Origin of the sequence: Collinsella sp. AM18-10 (assembly GCF_003471585.1) — a bacterium.
Lineage (GTDB): Bacteria > Actinomycetota > Coriobacteriia > Coriobacteriales > Coriobacteriaceae > Collinsella.
The window spans coordinates 74,500-91,270 of the sequence record NZ_QRJO01000004.1 but is presented as its reverse complement, the minus strand read 5'-3'; the positions used below and the strand labels follow the sequence as shown (position 1 = coordinate 91,270).

General features: G+C 59.8%; 15 protein-coding genes and 2 tRNA genes. 1 reads left to right on the top strand and 16 read right to left on the bottom strand.

From position 1 onward, the window contains the following. Nucleotides 1-102: 102 nt before the first annotated feature. The 9 genes from DW211_RS04410 to DW211_RS04370 all read right to left on the bottom strand — a co-directional run bounded on the left by DW211_RS04410 (nt 103) and on the right by DW211_RS04370 (nt 10,250). Complete coding sequence (locus DW211_RS04410; RefSeq protein ID WP_118259451.1) at nt 103-1,410, bottom strand: lysylphosphatidylglycerol synthase transmembrane domain-containing protein; 1,308 nt, start codon at nt 1,408-1,410, stop codon at nt 103-105. A gap of 150 nt (nt 1,411-1,560) precedes the next feature. Then, a tRNA-Glu gene (locus tag DW211_RS04405) sits at nt 1,561-1,637 on the bottom strand. 22 nt (nt 1,638-1,659) lie between these two features. Further along, nucleotides 1,660-1,736, bottom strand: a tRNA-Glu gene (locus DW211_RS04400). Nucleotides 1,737-1,889: 153 nt separating this feature from the next. Then, nucleotides 1,890-3,284 carry a CCA tRNA nucleotidyltransferase gene (locus DW211_RS04395; protein WP_118259449.1) on the bottom strand — a complete coding sequence of 465 codons (1,395 nt, stop codon included), beginning with the start codon at nt 3,282-3,284 and terminating at the stop codon, nt 1,890-1,892. Between the two features lie 196 nt (nt 3,285-3,480). Then, nucleotides 3,481-4,413 (bottom strand): 1-phosphofructokinase family hexose kinase, encoded by a 933-nt coding sequence (locus DW211_RS04390; protein ID WP_118259447.1) that lies wholly within the window; start codon nt 4,411-4,413, stop codon nt 3,481-3,483. 218 nt (nt 4,414-4,631) lie between these two features. Then, a complete protein-coding gene (locus DW211_RS04385) occupies nt 4,632-5,564 on the bottom strand; it encodes a 1-phosphofructokinase family hexose kinase (protein WP_118259445.1) in 933 nt (310 codons plus the stop codon). 74 nt (nt 5,565-5,638) lie between these two features. Further along, entirely contained in the window at nt 5,639-7,342 is a 1,704-nt protein-coding gene (gene ptsP / locus DW211_RS04380; RefSeq protein WP_117800215.1) for a phosphoenolpyruvate--protein phosphotransferase, read from the bottom strand. 133 nt (nt 7,343-7,475) lie between these two features. Then, nucleotides 7,476-7,739, bottom strand: coding sequence for an HPr family phosphocarrier protein (locus DW211_RS04375; RefSeq protein ID WP_022094575.1), 264 nt, complete (start codon nt 7,737-7,739; stop codon nt 7,476-7,478). 507 nt (nt 7,740-8,246) lie between these two features. After that, the gene (locus DW211_RS04370; protein ID WP_118259443.1) at nt 8,247-10,250 is read right to left on the bottom strand and encodes a fructose-specific PTS transporter subunit EIIC; all 2,004 of its coding nucleotides are present in this window, start codon (nt 10,248-10,250) and stop codon (nt 8,247-8,249) included. A gap of 272 nt (nt 10,251-10,522) precedes the next feature. Here DW211_RS04370 and DW211_RS04365 point away from each other — a divergent pair, with 272 nt between their 5' ends. Then, on the top strand, nt 10,523-11,380 hold the full coding sequence (locus tag DW211_RS04365) for a MurR/RpiR family transcriptional regulator (RefSeq protein ID WP_117655428.1): 858 nt from the start codon (nt 10,523-10,525) through the stop codon (nt 11,378-11,380). Between the two features lie 221 nt (nt 11,381-11,601). Here the strand turns inward: DW211_RS04365 and DW211_RS04360 are convergent, their stop codons facing one another. The 7 genes from DW211_RS04360 to efp are packed head-to-tail and all read right to left on the bottom strand — an operon-like array spanning nt 11,602 to nt 16,698. Continuing rightward, on the bottom strand, nt 11,602-13,230 hold the full coding sequence (locus DW211_RS04360) for a DNA repair protein RecN (protein WP_118259439.1): 1,629 nt from the start codon (nt 13,228-13,230) through the stop codon (nt 11,602-11,604). After that, nucleotides 13,220-14,080 carry an NAD(+)/NADH kinase gene (locus DW211_RS04355; protein ID WP_117758136.1) on the bottom strand — a complete coding sequence of 287 codons (861 nt, stop codon included), beginning with the start codon at nt 14,078-14,080 and terminating at the stop codon, nt 13,220-13,222. The genes DW211_RS04360 and DW211_RS04355 overlap by 11 nt, the downstream gene beginning before the upstream one ends. Continuing rightward, complete coding sequence (locus tag DW211_RS04350; RefSeq protein WP_118259566.1) at nt 14,077-14,880, bottom strand: TlyA family RNA methyltransferase; 804 nt, start codon at nt 14,878-14,880, stop codon at nt 14,077-14,079. Before DW211_RS04350 ends, DW211_RS04355 begins: the two co-directional genes overlap by 4 nt. A gap of 34 nt (nt 14,881-14,914) precedes the next feature. Next, a complete protein-coding gene (locus tag DW211_RS04345) occupies nt 14,915-15,154 on the bottom strand; it encodes an exodeoxyribonuclease VII small subunit (RefSeq protein WP_006233978.1) in 240 nt (79 codons plus the stop codon). A 2-nt stretch (nt 15,155-15,156) separates the two neighbouring features. Further along, entirely contained in the window at nt 15,157-15,744 is a 588-nt protein-coding gene (gene nusB / locus DW211_RS04340; protein ID WP_117806187.1) for a transcription antitermination factor NusB, read from the bottom strand. A 3-nt stretch (nt 15,745-15,747) separates the two neighbouring features. Then, complete coding sequence (locus tag DW211_RS04335; RefSeq protein ID WP_117842477.1) at nt 15,748-16,110, bottom strand: Asp23/Gls24 family envelope stress response protein; 363 nt, start codon at nt 16,108-16,110, stop codon at nt 15,748-15,750. Nucleotides 16,111-16,134: 24 nt separating this feature from the next. Then, a complete protein-coding gene (gene efp / locus DW211_RS04330; protein ID WP_006233983.1) occupies nt 16,135-16,698 on the bottom strand; it encodes an elongation factor P in 564 nt (187 codons plus the stop codon). Nucleotides 16,699-16,771 lie beyond the last annotated feature (73 nt).

Here is a 16,771-nt window from a genome sequence, read left to right as displayed (position 1 = left end):
GATATGCGGGCATTCATCAACAGATGAGAGATAATCTACGTAAGAGGATTATCCCCCATCCGGCACAAAAAAGCCCGGCAATATGAAGAACGCACGACTGCCCTACTGCGACTTAGGGTGCTTCTTCTTATTGAGTGCCGACGGAGATACGCGAATACCGTCGCCTGTCTGGCGCACATAGGCTTTATGAGCCGGCTTAGCGGTCCCAGAAGCCTTCTGAGCGTGCTTCTTGGGATCAACGGTAACAGCATTCGTGGGGTGCGGCTTAGTGGGCGCAGAGGGCGTCTGAGGCGTGCGGCCGAGTTTGCGCATCACGCGATCCCAGCGCGCATGGATGCTCTCGTTGTGGGCGCTCTTAAGGCCCAACAGGGGCGCAGCCAAAATGGTCGGCGCAATAAACGTAATGAGGCGCCACAGCAGATAGCCGGCGGTCGAAGCCGACCCAAAGAAATGACCCAAGAACAATGCAAAGCCGCCCTCAGCGCCACCAGTTCCACCGGGCAAGGGGACCGCAGAGCTCAACAGCTGGACAAAGGCGCTCGCGGCCATGACCGAGAAAAAGTCGACCTCGTGGTGGCCAAAGGCAAGCATCAGGAAATACGGCACGAGGTAGAAAAACGCGAGCTGCAGCATGGTGATGACCACCGTGAGCAGCATGGACGAAAAGTGGCCGGCTGAAAGCTTGAACTTCTCGGAGAAAGAGTAGATCTCGCCGTCGACAAACGTACGCCAGCCCTCAATCTTGGTGGCCGAGACGCCCATTCGCTCGAGCCAATTGATAATGCAGTGCGCGACGCGCGTGACGGTCTTAGGCATGAGCGCGACGGCAAAGATGCCAAGCAGAATGCAGCAGTGGCCGCCAAAACTAAAGACGCACAGCAGCGTCATGTCGCCATAGCGCTCGGCAAAAAACGGCATGCGAGCAAGCAATAGGATAGCGCCCCAGGCAACAAGGCCAAACTGATACACGATAAAACGCGTGAACTGCGTGGCGCCGGCCTCGCCGACATTTTGGCCCGCTTTGGTCAGGCGGTAAATCTGGGCGGGCGTAGAGCCCATCATCATGGGCGTGAGGTTGCCAAAGAAGATACCGCTCGCCTCGACCGAGATCAGGTCGCGAATGCCGACGGGCGAATAAGGGTCGAGCCAAACGGCGATCGCATAGGCCACAATGCCAAAGAACAGATACATGAACATGCAAAGACACGCGATAACGAGCCATGGCGCCTGGACGCTCGACATAGCGGCCCAGAACTGCCCCATCTGCCCGGTTACCACCAGATAGACGATATAACCCACCAGCACGACGCCGATAAAGATGGCGCCGCGGCGTGCGCTCTTATTGTCATCTCCGCCCGAGGCCTCAACCTCGACCTGGGGCTTAGACGTATGCTGAGAGGACTCCGTCATGAGACTCCTTCTAACAGTCAAAATATCTTGGTTATTGTACCCGTAAGGGCCATAGGCAGAACGCAAAGCTCTGGTTCAAACGGGAATTGCAGACGGTTGTTTGAAAATAAAAAACCCGGCCTTCCATGGGAAGACCGGGTATCAGATGCGTGGTAGCCCGTACCAGATTCGAACTGGTGATCTCCGCCTTGAGAGGGCGGCGTCCTAAACCGCTAGACGAACGGGCCATAAGCCTCAGCAGAAAAGAAGTGGTAGCCCGTACCAGATTCGAACTGGTGATCTCCGCCTTGAGAGGGCGGCGTCCTAAACCGCTAGACGAACGGGCCACATGACATCTGCACTGCCGTGCTGCGAGCAAATATATTACGGGACATAAAACACGAGCGCAAGAAGAAAATCCAAATTGCCCGAATTTTGTCGGGAGGTTATGGAACACGCAGGTCAACTAGGTAGCCCATTTGGGACGAACCGAAGGATGTTTACCCCAGGTGCAGATGGGCCAGAAGGGCTTCGCGCTCGTTGGGAACGTTGTCCTCGATCACGGTGTCGAGGGCGGCATTGAGAAGCTGCCCCAACTCCGGCCCCGGTTTGACGCCTGCGCGAATCAAATCGCCGCCGTTAATAGCAAGCATCTTGAGCGTATAGGGCTCCCCTGCCTCAAGCAGTCCGTGGGCGAGTGAGCGCATCTCCTCGATCGTCTCGACGTAATAGAAGCACGACGGCGCTTTACCCAGCGTATCGGCACGTTTAAGGTCCATAAGCTCGTCGATCAGACGCGGCGTATCGATGCCCTCGCCCGAAAGCAAGCGCATCATATTGAGCAAACAGGAGCGCTCGGAGCGCAGCGGCTTATCGTGATACTTGATAAGCAGAAACACATCGCGAACCAAATCGTGCGAAAGCGCCAGACGATCCATAATGGCGCGCGCCTTCTTTGCACCGAGCTCGGGATGACCGTAAAAGTGGCCGCTGCCCGCATGGTCGACCGTAAAGCAATCGGGCTTGGAGACGTCATGCAAAAACGCTGCCCACATTAAGCTCGACGAAGGCGCTACGCCGTCACACAGCGCCAACTCTCCCGCCACCGTCAACACGCGAGCAATATGCTCGTAGACATTAAAGGCATGGTAGACACTGCGCTGGTCAAACCCACGAGCCGGCGCAAGCTCAGGCACAGCGGCACAAATAAGCTCGGGGTAGCGCAGCATCGCGTCTCCCCCATGACCGGTCGAAAGAATGCCTTCGAGCTCAATGCCCACGCGTTCGCGTGCCACGGCGTCAAGCAGCGGCGAGCATTCGGCAAGTGCAAGTTTGGTCTTAGGCTCGATCATAAAATCCAAGCGGCAGGCAAAACGCACAGCGCGCAGCATGCGAAGCGCATCCTCGGTAAAGCGACGCTTGGGATCTCCGACGGCACGGATCAACTTACGCCCTAAGTCGCCCTGGCCATCGTAACGGTCGACAAGACCGCGCTGGGGATGCCAAGCCATGGCGTTAACGGTAAAGTCACGACGCGCCAGATCGTCCTCAAGCGACGCCGCACGCTCCACACTCTGGGGATGACGACCATCGGTGTAAAAGCCATCCAGGCGATACGTCGTGACCTCAATGCGCTCATCGTCACAAATGGCGGTGATGCCACCAAATTTAATGCCCGACTCAACTACCGCAATGTCAGCGGCCTCGAGTGCCGCTTTGGACTCCTGCCACAGGCCGCTGCAGCACATGTCCACATCGTGGCTAGGACGTCCCATCAGTGCGTCACGTACCCAACCGCCCACGAACCAGGCCTCAAGACCAGCATCCTCAAGCGCACGTAGCACACGCAGGGAGGCATCTGAGGGCTGCGTACCGTTGAGCGAAACATTGCACATAGCTATGGCCTCCTGCGCCTGCAAACGTTAATCGATGGTTCTCAAGAAGTCTAGCAAGAAACGAGCATGGGCGCACATGCAATCGTATCGTCGATTCGAACGAACGGGACAGAAAGCGCCTCATGTGGACAGCGTGCAAAAAAACACCCGCCTTGGAAATCCAAAGCGGGTGCTCGGCAACGATATATCGATGCAGCTAGCAGACCTGACGAACCTCGATGTGCTTCCTATATTCGTCCACCTTGGCAAAATCGCCCAGACCAGGGCACTCAACCACGTTGGCGCCGGTAGCCATCGAGAGGCGCAGTGCATCCTCGACGCGCTCGGGAGCGTCGTGCCACACGGACAGGAAAGCAGCAAGCGAGGAGTCGCCCGCGCAGACCGTCGACAGCAGCTTGACCTCAAAGGTGCGGTTGGCAAACCAGATGTGCTCACCGTTGGAAAAGTACGCGCCGTCGCCACCAAGGGTCAGCAGTACGTTCTTTGCGCCCTTGGCGTGCAGCTCGGCCATCGCACTCTTAACGGACTCGTCGTCGCCACCGCTCACCTTAATGCCAAAGATGTCGAGCAGCTCGTCGTCGTTGGGCTTAATGAGCAACGGCTCCATGGCAATGAGGTCGGCCAGCTGATGGCTCGAGATATCGAGCACAAACTCGGCACCTTTTGCCTTAACACGGCGCAGGACCTCGGCCAGGAAACCCTCGGAGGTGTTGGGGGGAAGCGAGCCGCTAATGACCAGGCAGGTCATATCGTCGAGCGAATCGATGAGCTCAAACATCTCCTGCTCGTTGGCAGCATTGATGGCGGCGCCTGCGTTTACCATGTTGTACTCGGTATCGGGGCCGGCGTTGAGGAAGACGTTGACGCGCGTGATACCGTCGGTCCACACGGGCTTGACGGGCACGCCCAGGGCCTCGGCGCCCTTGACGATAAACTCGCCCGAGAAACCGGCAAAAAAGCCCAGGATCGTGGTGTCGACGCCGTAGTGATCGAGGGTGAACGAGACGTTGAGACCCTTGCCGTTGGGCGTGTAGACCGCGTTGCGCGTGCGGGTTACGGTATTGGCGGAAAGACCGTCGCAGGCAATGTTATAGTCGATGGCGGGATTTGCAGTGAGCGTGTAAATCATGAATGTTCCTTTCACAAGGCAACGTGTTGATGAAAGTATATTCCACGCCACGTGAAAAGGCTATAGCAACTCGGCGAACGGTGTAGAACGCGTGCAGGGCGGCAGGATGACGGGCAAAAAGAATCAGGGTGCTTGCTCTGTCGCTCGCCCACGATTTACAAAAAATGGCGCCCCAGCCTAAACCGGGACGCCATACACGCGAAAATAATGTGTTTCGCTTACTTGCGGTCGAGCTTACGGACAGCAACGCGCTTGCTGTACTCGTCAACGTGACCAAAGTCGCCAATGCCCACGGACTCGGCAACGTTAGCGCCGGTGGCCATAGCGAGCTTCATGGCCTCCTCGACGTTGTCGCGATCCCTGTACCACTTGTGCAGGAACGCAGCGAGGGTGCAGTCGCCGGCGCAGACGGAAGAGACCAGCTTGATGTTGAACTCACGCTTGGCGTACCAGATGTCCTCGCCGTTGGAGAAGTAAGCGTCGCCGCGGCTACCACGGGTGAGCAGCACGTTCTGAACGCCGGCCTCGTGAGCCAGCTTCATGGCAACGCGGACCTCGTCGTCGGTGTCGACCGGCACGCCGAAGATGGCCTTCATCTCGTGATGGTTCGGCTTGATGAGCAGCGGCTTCTTGTGAGCGAGCTCCTTGAGCTTGTCGGAGGACAGGTCCAGGACGACGTCGGCGCCACGGGCCTGAGCATGCTCCATGACCTTGGCCAGGAAGTCAGACGTGGCTTTGGGAGGCACGGAGCCGGAGACGATCAGGCACTCGAGGTCGCCCGCGGTGTCCAGGATGTTGTAGAGCTCCTCCTGATGCTGCGGCGTGATCGGGGCGCCGGGGTTGAGGATGCCGTACTCGTGCTGGCCATCGTTGACGTAGGTGTTGATACGCGTGATGCCGTCGGTCCAGACCGGGCGGCACAGGCAACCCAGGTTCATGACCTCCTCGACGATGAACTTGCCCGTGAAGCCGGCGAAGAAACCGAGCGCGACGGTGTCGACGCCCATCTTCTTAAAGGCGAAGGACACGTCGAGGCCCTTGCCGTTAGCCGTGTAGCTGGCCGAGCCGGTGCGGACGTTCTCGTCGGGCTCGAGCGGAGAGCTCGAAACCGTCATGTCGACAGCCGGGTTAGCGGTTAGCGTGTAGAACATTTACAGTACCCCCTGTATATGTGAGGGCCGCGTGGCCGGCCCATTCCAACCACGCGGTTACCTCTGATACCAAATTAGCGAGCTGCGGACTCGAGCAGTGCCTTGACCTCGGCAGCGGTGTTGCAGGCGAGCGCCTTCTCGGCGAGCTCGTCGCACTCGGCCTTGGTCCACTGGCTGATGGTCTTGCGGGCGCGCAGGATGGACGGAGCGCTCATCGAGAACTCCTCCAGGCCCCAGCTGATCAGCAGCGGCTCGAGCAACGGATCGGCAGCGGCCTCGCCGCACATACCGACCATGATGCCGGCCTTCACGCCGCTCTCGATGATGTTCTTGAGCGAGCGGAGCACGGCGGGATAGTAAACCTGGTACAGGTTGGAGATGGTGTCGTTGCCACGGTCGGCGCACATGGTGTAGCCGATCAGGTCGTTGGTGCCGATGGAGAAGAAGTCGGCGACCTCGGCCAGGCGGTCAGCGAGCAGCGAGGCGGCAGGCGTCTCGACCATGATGCCAACCTCGATGTTCTCGTTGAACTTGCGACCCTCTTCGGTCAGCTCGGCCTTGCACTGCTCGACGAGCTCCTTGACAGCCAAGACTTCCTCGACGCAGGTGACGAGCGGGATCATGATCTTGACGTCACCGAAGGCGCTGGCGCGCAGCAGGGCGCGGAGCTGAACCTTGTACTGGTCGGGATTGGCCAGGCAGTAACGCACGGCGCGGAAGCCCATGAAGGGGTTCTCTTCCTTGACCATGTGCAGATACGGAATCTCCTTGTCGCCGCCCACATCGAGCGTGCGGATGATGACCGGAGCACCCTTGAGCGCGCTGGCGACCTTACGATAGGCGTTGAACTGCTCCTCCTCGGAAGGAAGCTCAGCAGAGTCCATGAACAGGAACTCGGAGCGGAACAGACCGATAGCCTCGGCGTCGTGATCGAGCGCGTTGGGCACGTCATCGGGGTTACCGATGTTGCAGGCGATGATCTTCTTGATGCCATCGGCAGTCACGGACGGCTTGCCACGGAAGGCCTCGAGGGCTGCCTTCTCGGCAGCGAAGGCCTCGGCCTTGGCGGTGTAGGCAGCGAGCGTCTCCTCGTCGGGATCGGCCTCGACGATACCCTTGCCACCGTCGACGACAACGGTCATACCGTTGCGCAACGCGGTGCAGCTGTTGGAAACCGAAAGGACAGCCGGGATCTCGAGGGCGCGCGCAATGATCGCGGAGTGCGACGTGCGGCCACCGGTCTCGGTGACGATACCGGCAACGTGGGCCTTATCGATCGTGGCGGTCATGGACGGCGTGAGGTCGTGCACGACAACGACGGTATTCTCGGGCAGGACGGAGAGGTCGACGACCTCCTTGCCCAGCAGCTCGGCCAGAATACCGGTGCGGATGTCGGCGATGTCGGCCGCGCGCAGACGGAACATCTCGTCGTCCATGGACAGGAACATGTTCTCGAACATGGTCGAGGTGTCCATGAGCGCCTGCTCGGCGCAGGTGCCGCCGTCAATGGCGGCGTTGATGGCGTCGGTCATGCCCGGGTCCTGAGCCAGGACAATGTGTCCGCTCATGATCTCGGCCTCGGCCTCGCCCACCGTCTCCTTCATGTGGTCGGCCTGAGCCTGGGTCTTCTCGCAGAAGACCGAAAGAGCGGACTGATAGCGCTCCTTCTCTGCTGCCGAATCAGCAACCTCGTGCGGCTCAAACGTCAAGTCGGGATCGACGGCGACCATGACGGTGCCGATACCGATGCCCTCGGAAGCGTTGACTCCCTGATACATTCCCATTCCTCTCTCCGTGTCATGTGATAAAGCGTTTTGCCATATCCATGACAAAAGAGCGCAGCTACCTTACAACAGGTCACTGCGCCCCCAAATATGAACTTAGTTGTTCAACATGCGACCCGTTTGAGTTCTACTCGCCAAGACCGCTCTTGATGAGCTCGATGGCAGCAGCCAGAGCCTCGGCCTCGTCGGCGCCGTCGCACTTGACCTCGACCTCGGTACCGCAGGGGATACCAGCAGCCATGAGGGCCATCGGGGACTTGCCGTTGACCTCCTTCTCGGGGGTGACGACCGTCACGTCACAGGCGTACTTGCCCATGGTGGAGGCGAACAGACCAGCCGGACGCATGTGCAGACCCTGAGGATTAACGAGGGTAGCCTTCTCAGAAACCATAGTTGACTCCTTTTTTGTGTTTAACCCCTGTCATGCATGTGGCAGGAGTCAGATTCACGACGTTGTTTATATTAACTCACATCAAACGGTTTTTCATTGTGTTTCGCACGAATTGTTGGACAGATGTCGTTCGCTGTCCGCTCGCCTGCCGGGCGGGGCGGTTAAGTTTGCTGCTCTACAGTCCTGCGCAAGACGGAAAGCACATTAAGTGCTTTCCTTTGCGTGCGGAACTCGCGACAAACTTAACCGCCCCGCCCGGCAGGCGAGCTGCGGGAACATGCTTCCGTCCAAGAAATATCGTGCAAAAGGAATTCTGGCTGAATTATTGTTCGCGTGGGTGATTCAGTCGATGAGGGCTATTTATGCCCTGTCGGGGACTAAGGAGTGTCCCGGGGTGCCGGCAGGAAAGGAACGTCCCTGAGTGCCGGGTGGTATGAAAAAAGGCGAGGACCCGTAGGGAGTCCTCGCCTTTGTTACAGGGGGCGATGTTATTCGCGTACTGTGGGATTAGATCAGGCGAGCGTTGATCGTCTTGGCGATCTCGGCGGCGTCGGTGGAACCCTTGACGGTGGCACGGAAGTCCTCGTCCATGAGCGCCTCGGCGACCTTGGACAGGATTTTGAGGTGCGTAGTGCCGGCCTGGGCACCGGGGATGAGCAGGGCGATAGCCACGTTGACGGGAGCACCGTCCATGGTGTCCCAACCGGTCACGCCGGACTCGTCCTTGACGACGATGACGGCAGCCTCGGTAATGGCGTCGGACTTGGCATGCGGGATGGCGAAGCCCTCCATCATGCCCGTGGTGCCCTCGGCCTCGCGGGCCAGGAAGGCGTTCATGACGGCGTCGGCGTCGCTGGCGATACCGGCCTTGACGGCCTGGTTGGAAACGAAGCTCAGAGCCTCGTCACGAGAAGCGAAGTCCTCGGCGACAAAGACATTCTCGACCTTCACGAAGTCGGCAGCCTCGGCCTTAGGGGACTCGACAGCAGCGGCCTTGGGGGCCTCAACCGGCTTGGCTGCAGGAGCGGCTTTCTGGTTCTTCTCGAAGTCATACTTCTTGAAGGCGACGAACAGGATGCCACCAACCACAGCGCCGATGAGAATCGCGAGGACCCACAGCGGACCGTTCTCGACAACGGGCAGGACCAGGAAGCCACCGTGGGGCGCTGGATCGTGGACGTTGAACATAATGGTCAGGATCGAAGCGATGGAGGAACCGAGCATCATGATGGGCATGACGGGCCAGATGTTCTTGGTCATAAACGGAATGGCGCCCTCGGTGATGTGGGTGCAACCAAGGATGAGGTTGACGACACCGGCGTCATGGTCCTCCTGGCTGAAGTACTTCTTGCCGACGATGACGGCGAAGGTGGTGATCAGCGGCGGAACGATGCAGGCGGCAGAGACGGCAGCCATGAAGTTGGTGCCGAAGTTGTAGGTGTCGGTGCCGACACCGGCAGCCAGAGCCTCGGTGAGCATGGCGGTACCGGTGACGTAAGCAGCCTTGTTGACCGGGCCGCCCATGTCAAAGGCGCACATGCAGCCGATGGCAAGACCCAGGACAACGGCGCCAGAGGCAGACAGGCCCTTGAGGAAGTCCATCATGGCGGTGTTGATGGCAGCCATGGGGCCGGAAATGCCGAGCATGACCAGACCGACGATGGCGGTCGAGAACAGCGGGTACAAAAAGATTGCCTTGAGGCCGTCCAGGTTCTTGGGCAGACCGGCAAAGACCTTCTCGAGCAGCAGGATGACATAGCCAGCGAGGAAGCCGCCGACGATGCCGCCCAGGAAACCGAAGCCCACGCCGGCGCCACCGGCGTCAATCATACCGGTCTCGGCGTTAACGGGCAGGCCCTGGATGGCGATCATACCGGCGACGAAGCCGGGGACGAGCGCCGGGCGCTTGCCGATGGACTCGGCGATGTAGGCGGAAAGCACCGGAACCATGAGGTTCATGGCGATGCCGCCGATGATCTTGAGCATCGCGGCAAAGCTGTTGTAGTCGGCAGCCGTCGAATCGAAGGACGTGATGCCCCACAAGAACGAGACGGCGGTCAAAACACCACCGGCGACGACGAAGACCAGCATGTGGCTGACGCCGTTCATGAGGTGCTTGTAGATGACGTGGCCGATGGACTCCTTCTCCTCGACCTCGTCCTCGACATCGGCAGCAGCCGCAACCGTGTCGTCGCCCTTGGCGGCGAGAGCGCGGTCGATCAGCTTACCGGCGGCCTCGACGGACAGGGCCTTGGAAACACCGACGGAAACCATGGGCTTACCGGCGAAACGCTCCGCCTGGACATCCTTGTCGGCTGCGACGACAACGGCCTTGGCACCGGCGATCTCGCTCTTGGTGAGCTCGTTCTCGACACCGACCTGGCCATGAGTCTCGACCTTAATAGTCAGACCGCGCTCGGCAGCTGCCTTCTCCAGCGCCTCCTTCGCCATGAAGGTGTGCGCAATGCCGGTCGGGCAACCGGTAGCGGCGATGATGTCAAACTTAGCCATGTGTCCCTCCTTTTTATGTTTTGCGCCCGCAGGCGCTCCCCTACACGCGCGTCCTTGCGCGCTTTTCCACAACTGAAAGATACCAACCCAGCGCTTTCGCGGAAAGGAAAATGTCCCAATTCTCCGGTGAAAGGTTCTTTCATAACCGTAAACGGTAGGTGAAAGTTTACCATCAACACTTGAAACAGCAAGGTGTATCTTGTAATTGAAAATGACCGTATACTATGGCTTTGAAGAACAGGACCGATTTTCATGCCAACCAGGAGCCATCCATGACTGATAGCAGCAAGAGCGCGCTCTCCCTTATTAGCACTCATCAGGGATATAGTGGATCCGAGCAGCGCATTGTCGACTATATATTGGAGCACCAGTCCGAGGCGCCGCGCCTGACGGCCGCACAGCTTTCGCGTGCCGCAGCCACGTCCGAGGCGACGGTTTCGCGCTTTTGCCGCAAGCTGGGCTTTGGCAGCTTCCGCAGCTTTCAGTTTTCGTTGGCGCGCGACTTGGAGAGTCAGCGCAACGAGGGCCTGACCGACGAGGTCTCGCTCGACAACATGGAGCAGAGCCTTAAGAATATCTTGGCTGCCAAGGTCAGCGAGCTTAACGCGACCATCGACGGGATTGACCACGATACGCTAACGGCCGTTGTGCACGCGTTAAAGAATGCGGGCGTTATTGAGTTTGCGGCCGTAGGCAACACCAATGCCGTTGCGCTCGACGCGACGTTTAAGTTTTCGCAGCTGGGCCTTCGCTGCATGGCAAGCACCATCAGCGAGACCTCGATTGGTTTCGCGCTCACGTTGCGCCCCGGCGACGTTATCGTGCTGATCTCGAACTCCGGCAAGTCGCGCCGTCTGAATCGCATGGCAAAAGCAGCTCGCGACTGCGGTGCCACCGTGGTCGTCATCAGCAGCGACAGCAAGTCTCCACTTGCGCGCCTAGCCGACTACACCTTTAATACCGTCAATCACGAGGCGCTGCTGACAACGGGCGACTTCGCATTCTCCAAGATGAGCGCCACGATGATCATCGAGGTTATCTACAACTTCCTGCTGCCCGAAATCGAGGACGCCCGAGAGCACATCAGCTACTACGAGGAGCTCATCCAACCGGACAAGGTCGTGGAGTAGACATTTTGGGGAGCCGACAAACAGCACCAGCCACGAAACGGGCCCATCTACTACGTTTTATCCGTATAGCCCAACCACATACCGAAAATAGAGAAAACCGCAGGCGTTCTACCTGCGGTTTTCTTTTTGCAATTCTTGGCGTGGTTGACGATAGCCTATTAAACGTAGTAGATGGGCCGGTTTCGTGGCGGCAGGGTCGGACATACATGTGGCGGCTCGGCCTAAGCGTGCGCTTCTTCCAGCATCTGTCTGGCATGCGCTAGACTTGCCTCGGACTGATCGCCGCTCAACATGCGGGCGACCTCGGCGGTACGGGCATCGCCGGTCACCTCGTCCAAGTGCGTCTGGGGAACATCGCCGGGCTCTTTACTGACCACGTAGTGTTTGTCGGCCATGACGGCGACTTGCGCCAAGTGGGTTACGACAATCACTTGATGCGTAGCGGCAAGATCGGCCAGCACACCAGCAAGAGCACGAGCCGTGGAGCCGCCGACACCGGCATCGACCTCGTCAAATACCAGTGTGTCGACGCCGTCAGCATTACCCAAGACCACCTTGCTCGCCAGCATGACGCGGCTGAGCTCGCCGCCCGAGGCAATGCGGCGCAGGGGACGCGGCGTCAAGCCGACACCGCTGCGATACAAAAGCTCGTAGCTTGAAGGACCCGCCGGCGTCCACTCGGCACGCGGAAGATCACGCGACTCCCAAACGAGCTCGGCGCCGCCCATCTCCAGGCGCGCCATTTGGCGGCCAACCTCGTGACAAAAACGCGGAGCAGCGGTATTACGCGCACGCTTGAGTGCCTTGGCGGCAGCGAACAGCTCGCGCTCGGCGCTCCCGAGTGCCTCACGCGCCTTTTTGATCTGTTCATCGCCATCATCGACCAGGGACAGCAGCTCTTGCGAGCGATCGCGCATGGCAAAAACATCGTCCATGGTGGGACCCCACTGACGCAACAGGCCCTTGAGGTCGGAATACCGCTCACGCATGCGAGCGAGCTCGCGCGGGTCGAAGGCGACGCCATCGCGATAGGCACGAAGCTCGTTCGCGCTATCCTCAAGGGAGATGCAGGCATCCGAAAGCGCATCGGCAATGTCGCCCAGTTTGCGATCGACGGTAGCCATACGGGAAAGCTCTGCCACGGCGCTGTTCACGGCATCGAGCGCTCCACCTTCGGCGGCAAGCGATGCATGGGCATCGTTAGCTGTGGCAACCAGTACCTCGGCATGTTCGGAGCGCGGCAGCAGTTCCTCGAGTTCCTCATACTCACCCGGCTTGGGGTCGACCTCGGCGATACGCTCCAGGGCGAAGCGCGCCTCCTCGACGCGACTCCCCTGCGCACGCGACGCCTCCTCTACGCGACGGACCTCCTTGGCAACCGCACGCGACGCCTTGAAGCAGGCACGGTAACGGTCGAGCGCCTCGAGCGCAGAGCGACCAGCCCAGGCATCAACCATGGCAACATGATGCGCCGGATCGAGCAGACGCTGATGTTCATGCTGGCCGCACAGATCCATCATCACGCCGACGCGCTCGGAAAGCTCGCGCACGCTGGCGATGCGGCCGTCAATCTTGACGCGGCTGCGACCCTCGGCAGAAAGGCTGCGCTGCACGGTAAAGCCCTCCGTGTCGTGCGGGCCGTCGAACAAGCGTGCCTCGACGCTCGCCAGCGCCTCTCCCTCGCGCACGGTCGACGAATCTGCACGCTCGCCCAAAATGAGCTTGAGCGCCGAGAGCAGCGCGGTCTTGCCGGCACCGGTCTCGCCAGTCAAAACCGTTAGGCCCGCACTCGGCACCAGCGTCGCCTCGCGAATGAGTGCAATGTTGGAAACCTGCAGCTCATCGATCATGACGCACTCCGTAGAACACGCGGCTCACGGAGTTATAGAAGCTCTCGGGACCGTAATCGAGAAGCAGCACATCTCCGGGACCGCGACGTACCGCCACGCTCTCAACGGTGCCATCGCAGGTAATAAACTGTCCATCGATAGCGATCGCCGGAACACTCGGACGGTCATCAGACATAAAGATCTCGACGACATCACTCGGCGAGGTCAAAAAAGCGCGAGCCTGTATGGTATGCGGGGCGATGGGCACACAGACCATACCCGTGTAATCGGGGCTGACAATGGGACCGCCGGCGGAAAGCGCATAGCCGGTGGAGCCGGTCGCCGTCGAAACGACGACACCGTCGCCGCGCAGGCGATCGATATGATGGCCGGACACCGTGATGTCAAACTCAACCATATCGGACAGGGGGCCGCGCGTAAGTGCCATATCGTTGAGGGCAAACGTGCGCACGACATCCTTCGTGCCATCGTCGCGCACGGACACGATATCCGCGGCGATGGTGGCGCGGCGGCTCACGTGCAGCTCACCGGACAGAGCATCGCTCACGACCTGCAGAATGTCGCGCTCCTCGGGGCTCGCAGCAGTTAAAAAGCCCAGGTGACCATAGGAAAGACCAAGGATAGGAATCTCGCGATGGTTGAGGATGCGGGCAGCGCGCAGCAACGTACCGTCGCCGCCGAGCGTAATGACCAGATCTGAGCCATCAATATCAGGCGTGCTTTGAATCTTCGATCGCTGGTCGGCAGCCCATGCGACCTCGTAGCCCTGGCGCGAAAGCCAAAGCTCAAGCATCAGGCCGCTCTCGACCGCCTCTTGCTTGTAGTAATTGGGAACCAGAAAGACCTTCATAGCGTTGCAGCTTTCTCGCTCAAAGCCGATACCTGGGATTGCAGCTCATCGTCGGTGCGTTCACCAGGGGCAAACCTTGTGCCGTACAGGAAAAACTCAACGTTGCCCTTAGCGCCATGGATGGGCGACACGCACACGTCAAGCGGGAACAGGCCCTTGGCGGCAAAAAGCTCAATCGCCGCCACGAGCGTATCGCGGCGGACGGCGGGGTCGGTCACGATACCGCGCTCGCCCACCAGCGCAGCCGGCGCCTCAAACTGGGGCTTTACGAGCGTGCAGAACGAACCCGAAGGCTTCAGGCACGCCAGCACCGCATCGATAATGTTCGCGATGCTGGTAAACGAGACATCACAAACAGCCAGGTCGATGGCGCCGGCATAGCCAAGCTCAGGCAGCTGCGTCACGTTGGTGCGCTCATGCAGCGTCACGCGATCGTCCTGACGCAACGACCAATCGAACTGTGCGCGACCCACGTCCACCGAGACAACGGTCGCAGCTCCGCGCTTGAGCAGGCAATCGGTAAAGCCGCCGGTAGAGCAGCCTACGTCCAGGCAGGCAAGGCCCGTGGGGTCGATACAAAACGCATCGAGCGCACCCTCAAGCTTAAGGCCGCCGCGCCCAACGTACGGAATGCGCCCCTTAACGTGCAGCGGCAGGCCCGGCGTCACCTTGAGCCCCGGAGAGGTCAAACGCTCACCGCCGCTCGAAACCAAGCCGGCCATAAGAGTGCGAAGGGCATCCGCGCGATCGGCGCAGATGCCCTGTGAAATCAGTTCGTCATCAAGACGCACGCGTTTCATGAATGCCATCAACCATTCGTATCCGGAGATGCGGCTAGCTATCCTGGGATTCGTTTGCCGCATCCTCATCGTATTCCTGCTCGAGCTTATCGGCCTCACGCGGCGTCAGCTCAAACTTGTCGACCATATCGACCGCGCGGGAGCCCAGCTCAATCGCTTCGTCAAACAGATCGAGTGAACGCTCCAAGGACGTATCCTTGGAGCGAACGGTAGCAATGATCTGGTCCAGACGGTCCGAGATCTCGTCAAAGTTGCGGACAGAACCCTCTGGCATGGCTACTCCTCGACGGAGTCGGCCTCGACGGCCTCAGCAGCGTCCACATCCTCGGCAAGTACACCGGCGGTAGCCTGAGCGGCAGCGACCTTGGCGGCAGCCTCAGCAGCCTGGGCCTCCTCGCGAGCGCGATCCTCGGCCAGCAGTTCCTGGTAAAGGTCCTCGCCCGGCAACTCCTCGCTGCGCGCGATCTTGCCCAGCACGCCGTTGACGAACGACGCGGACTGGTCGGTGCCATAGGCCTTGGCGAGCTCGACGGCCTCGTTAATCACGATGGCGTCCGAGACCTCCTCGTCGGTGAGGAAACGCATCTCATAGACGGCGATACGCAGCAGATTGCGGTCGGCGCCGGGCATGCGCATAAGATCCCAGTTCTTGGCGACGGCGCGCAGAGCGCAGTCGATGCGGTCGATATGCTCGTAAGCACCGCGGCACAGCTCCAGCGCATAGGGGTCGAGGGGACCCTTCGAGATCAGGAAATCGCCCTCGAGGACGCGCTCGAGCGGGCTGTCCGTGGCCTCGGCCTGGAACAGCAGCTGCAGCGCCTGACTGCGGGCAAGCGTGCGCCCGCGATAAACCTTAAGGCTCAAAGGTTACTCCTTGGGGAAAACGAGGCCGTCGATGCAAACGTCAACGCGCTCGACCTCAACGCCCACCTGGGCATCGATGGCGGTGACCACGGCGACGCGAACGGCCTCGGCGAGTTTCTTGAACGGATAGCCAAAGAACACCACAACGCGCACGGTGAGTGCGAGCTTGTCGCCGACGACCTCGGCCTCGACCGCCGGCTCGGAAGCCGGGGCCTTGGACGAGAGCATCATGGAGACAAGGTTGGTGGCAAGGTCCTTGACGCCAACGGAGGCGATGCCCTCGACATCCGACACGGCGCGCGAGACGATGGCGGTCAGAACATCGGGTGAAATGCCGATGCCGTCAATCTTGATTTCCTGGGGCATGAGTCCTCCTAGAAGAGTTGGTTGCTAGACGCGGGAGACGAACTTGCCATCGCGGGTGTCAACCTTAATGACCTCGCCCTCGTTGAGGTACATGGGGACCTGGATGACAGCGCCGGTGTCGATCGTGGCCGGCTTGGTGGAACCCTGGACGGTGTCGCCCTTAAAGCCCGGGTCGGTCTGGACGATGGTGGTCTCGATGAACATCGGCGGGGTCACGCCCATGAGCTCGTCGTCGGCGAAGAGCAGCTGGCAGATGTCGTTCTCACGCAGCCACTTGGAGTTCTCGCCCACCATGTCCTCGGGAACGGGAACCTGCTCGTAGGACTCGTTGTCCATGAAGATGTAGTCGGTGCCGTCGTTGTAGAGGTACTGGAACTCACGGGTGGTGAGCATGACGCTCTCGAACTTGGTGCCGGCGTTGCAGGTGTTCTCAACGACACGACCGCTCTTGATATCGCGAGTCTTGTAGCGCACAAAAGCACCACCCTTGCCCGGCTTGACGTGCTGGAACTCGACGATGGTATAAACCTTGTCCTTAATACGGAGACCGAGGCCGTTCTTGAAGTCGGCGGTAGAAATGGTAGGCATAGCGACCTTTCTTCTTATGGGCAGAACGCACAGGCGTCCAAATTACATACGACCGAAATTATACACTTGCAGA

Coding starts and splice junctions, on each gene's coding strand:
- DW211_RS04345 (WP_006233978.1), bottom strand. CDS start 15,154: ATGCCAGAGGGTTCTGTCCGCAACTTTGACGAGATCTCGGACCGTCTG.
- DW211_RS04355 (WP_117758136.1), bottom strand. CDS start 14,080: ATGAAGGTCTTTCTGGTTCCCAATTACTACAAGCAAGAGGCGGTCGAG.
- DW211_RS04390 (WP_118259447.1), bottom strand. CDS start 4,413: ATGATTTACACGCTCACTGCAAATCCCGCCATCGACTATAACATTGCC.
- efp (WP_006233983.1), bottom strand. CDS start 16,698: ATGCCTACCATTTCTACCGCCGACTTCAAGAACGGCCTCGGTCTCCGT.
- DW211_RS04410 (WP_118259451.1), bottom strand. CDS start 1,410: ATGACGGAGTCCTCTCAGCATACGTCTAAGCCCCAGGTCGAGGTTGAG.
- DW211_RS04350 (WP_118259566.1), bottom strand. CDS start 14,880: ATGAAACGCGTGCGTCTTGATGACGAACTGATTTCACAGGGCATCTGC.
- DW211_RS04385 (WP_118259445.1), bottom strand. CDS start 5,564: ATGTTCTACACGCTAACCGCTAACCCGGCTGTCGACATGACGGTTTCG.
- DW211_RS04335 (WP_117842477.1), bottom strand. CDS start 16,110: ATGCCCCAGGAAATCAAGATTGACGGCATCGGCATTTCACCCGATGTT.
- DW211_RS04370 (WP_118259443.1), bottom strand. CDS start 10,250: ATGGCTAAGTTTGACATCATCGCCGCTACCGGTTGCCCGACCGGCATT.
- DW211_RS04375 (WP_022094575.1), bottom strand. CDS start 7,739: ATGGTTTCTGAGAAGGCTACCCTCGTTAATCCTCAGGGTCTGCACATG.
- DW211_RS04360 (WP_118259439.1), bottom strand. CDS start 13,230: ATGATCGATGAGCTGCAGGTTTCCAACATTGCACTCATTCGCGAGGCG.
- DW211_RS04395 (WP_118259449.1), bottom strand. CDS start 3,284: ATGTGCAATGTTTCGCTCAACGGTACGCAGCCCTCAGATGCCTCCCTG.
- ptsP (WP_117800215.1), bottom strand. CDS start 7,342: ATGTATCAGGGAGTCAACGCTTCCGAGGGCATCGGTATCGGCACCGTC.
- DW211_RS04365 (WP_117655428.1), top strand. CDS start 10,523: ATGACTGATAGCAGCAAGAGCGCGCTCTCCCTTATTAGCACTCATCAG.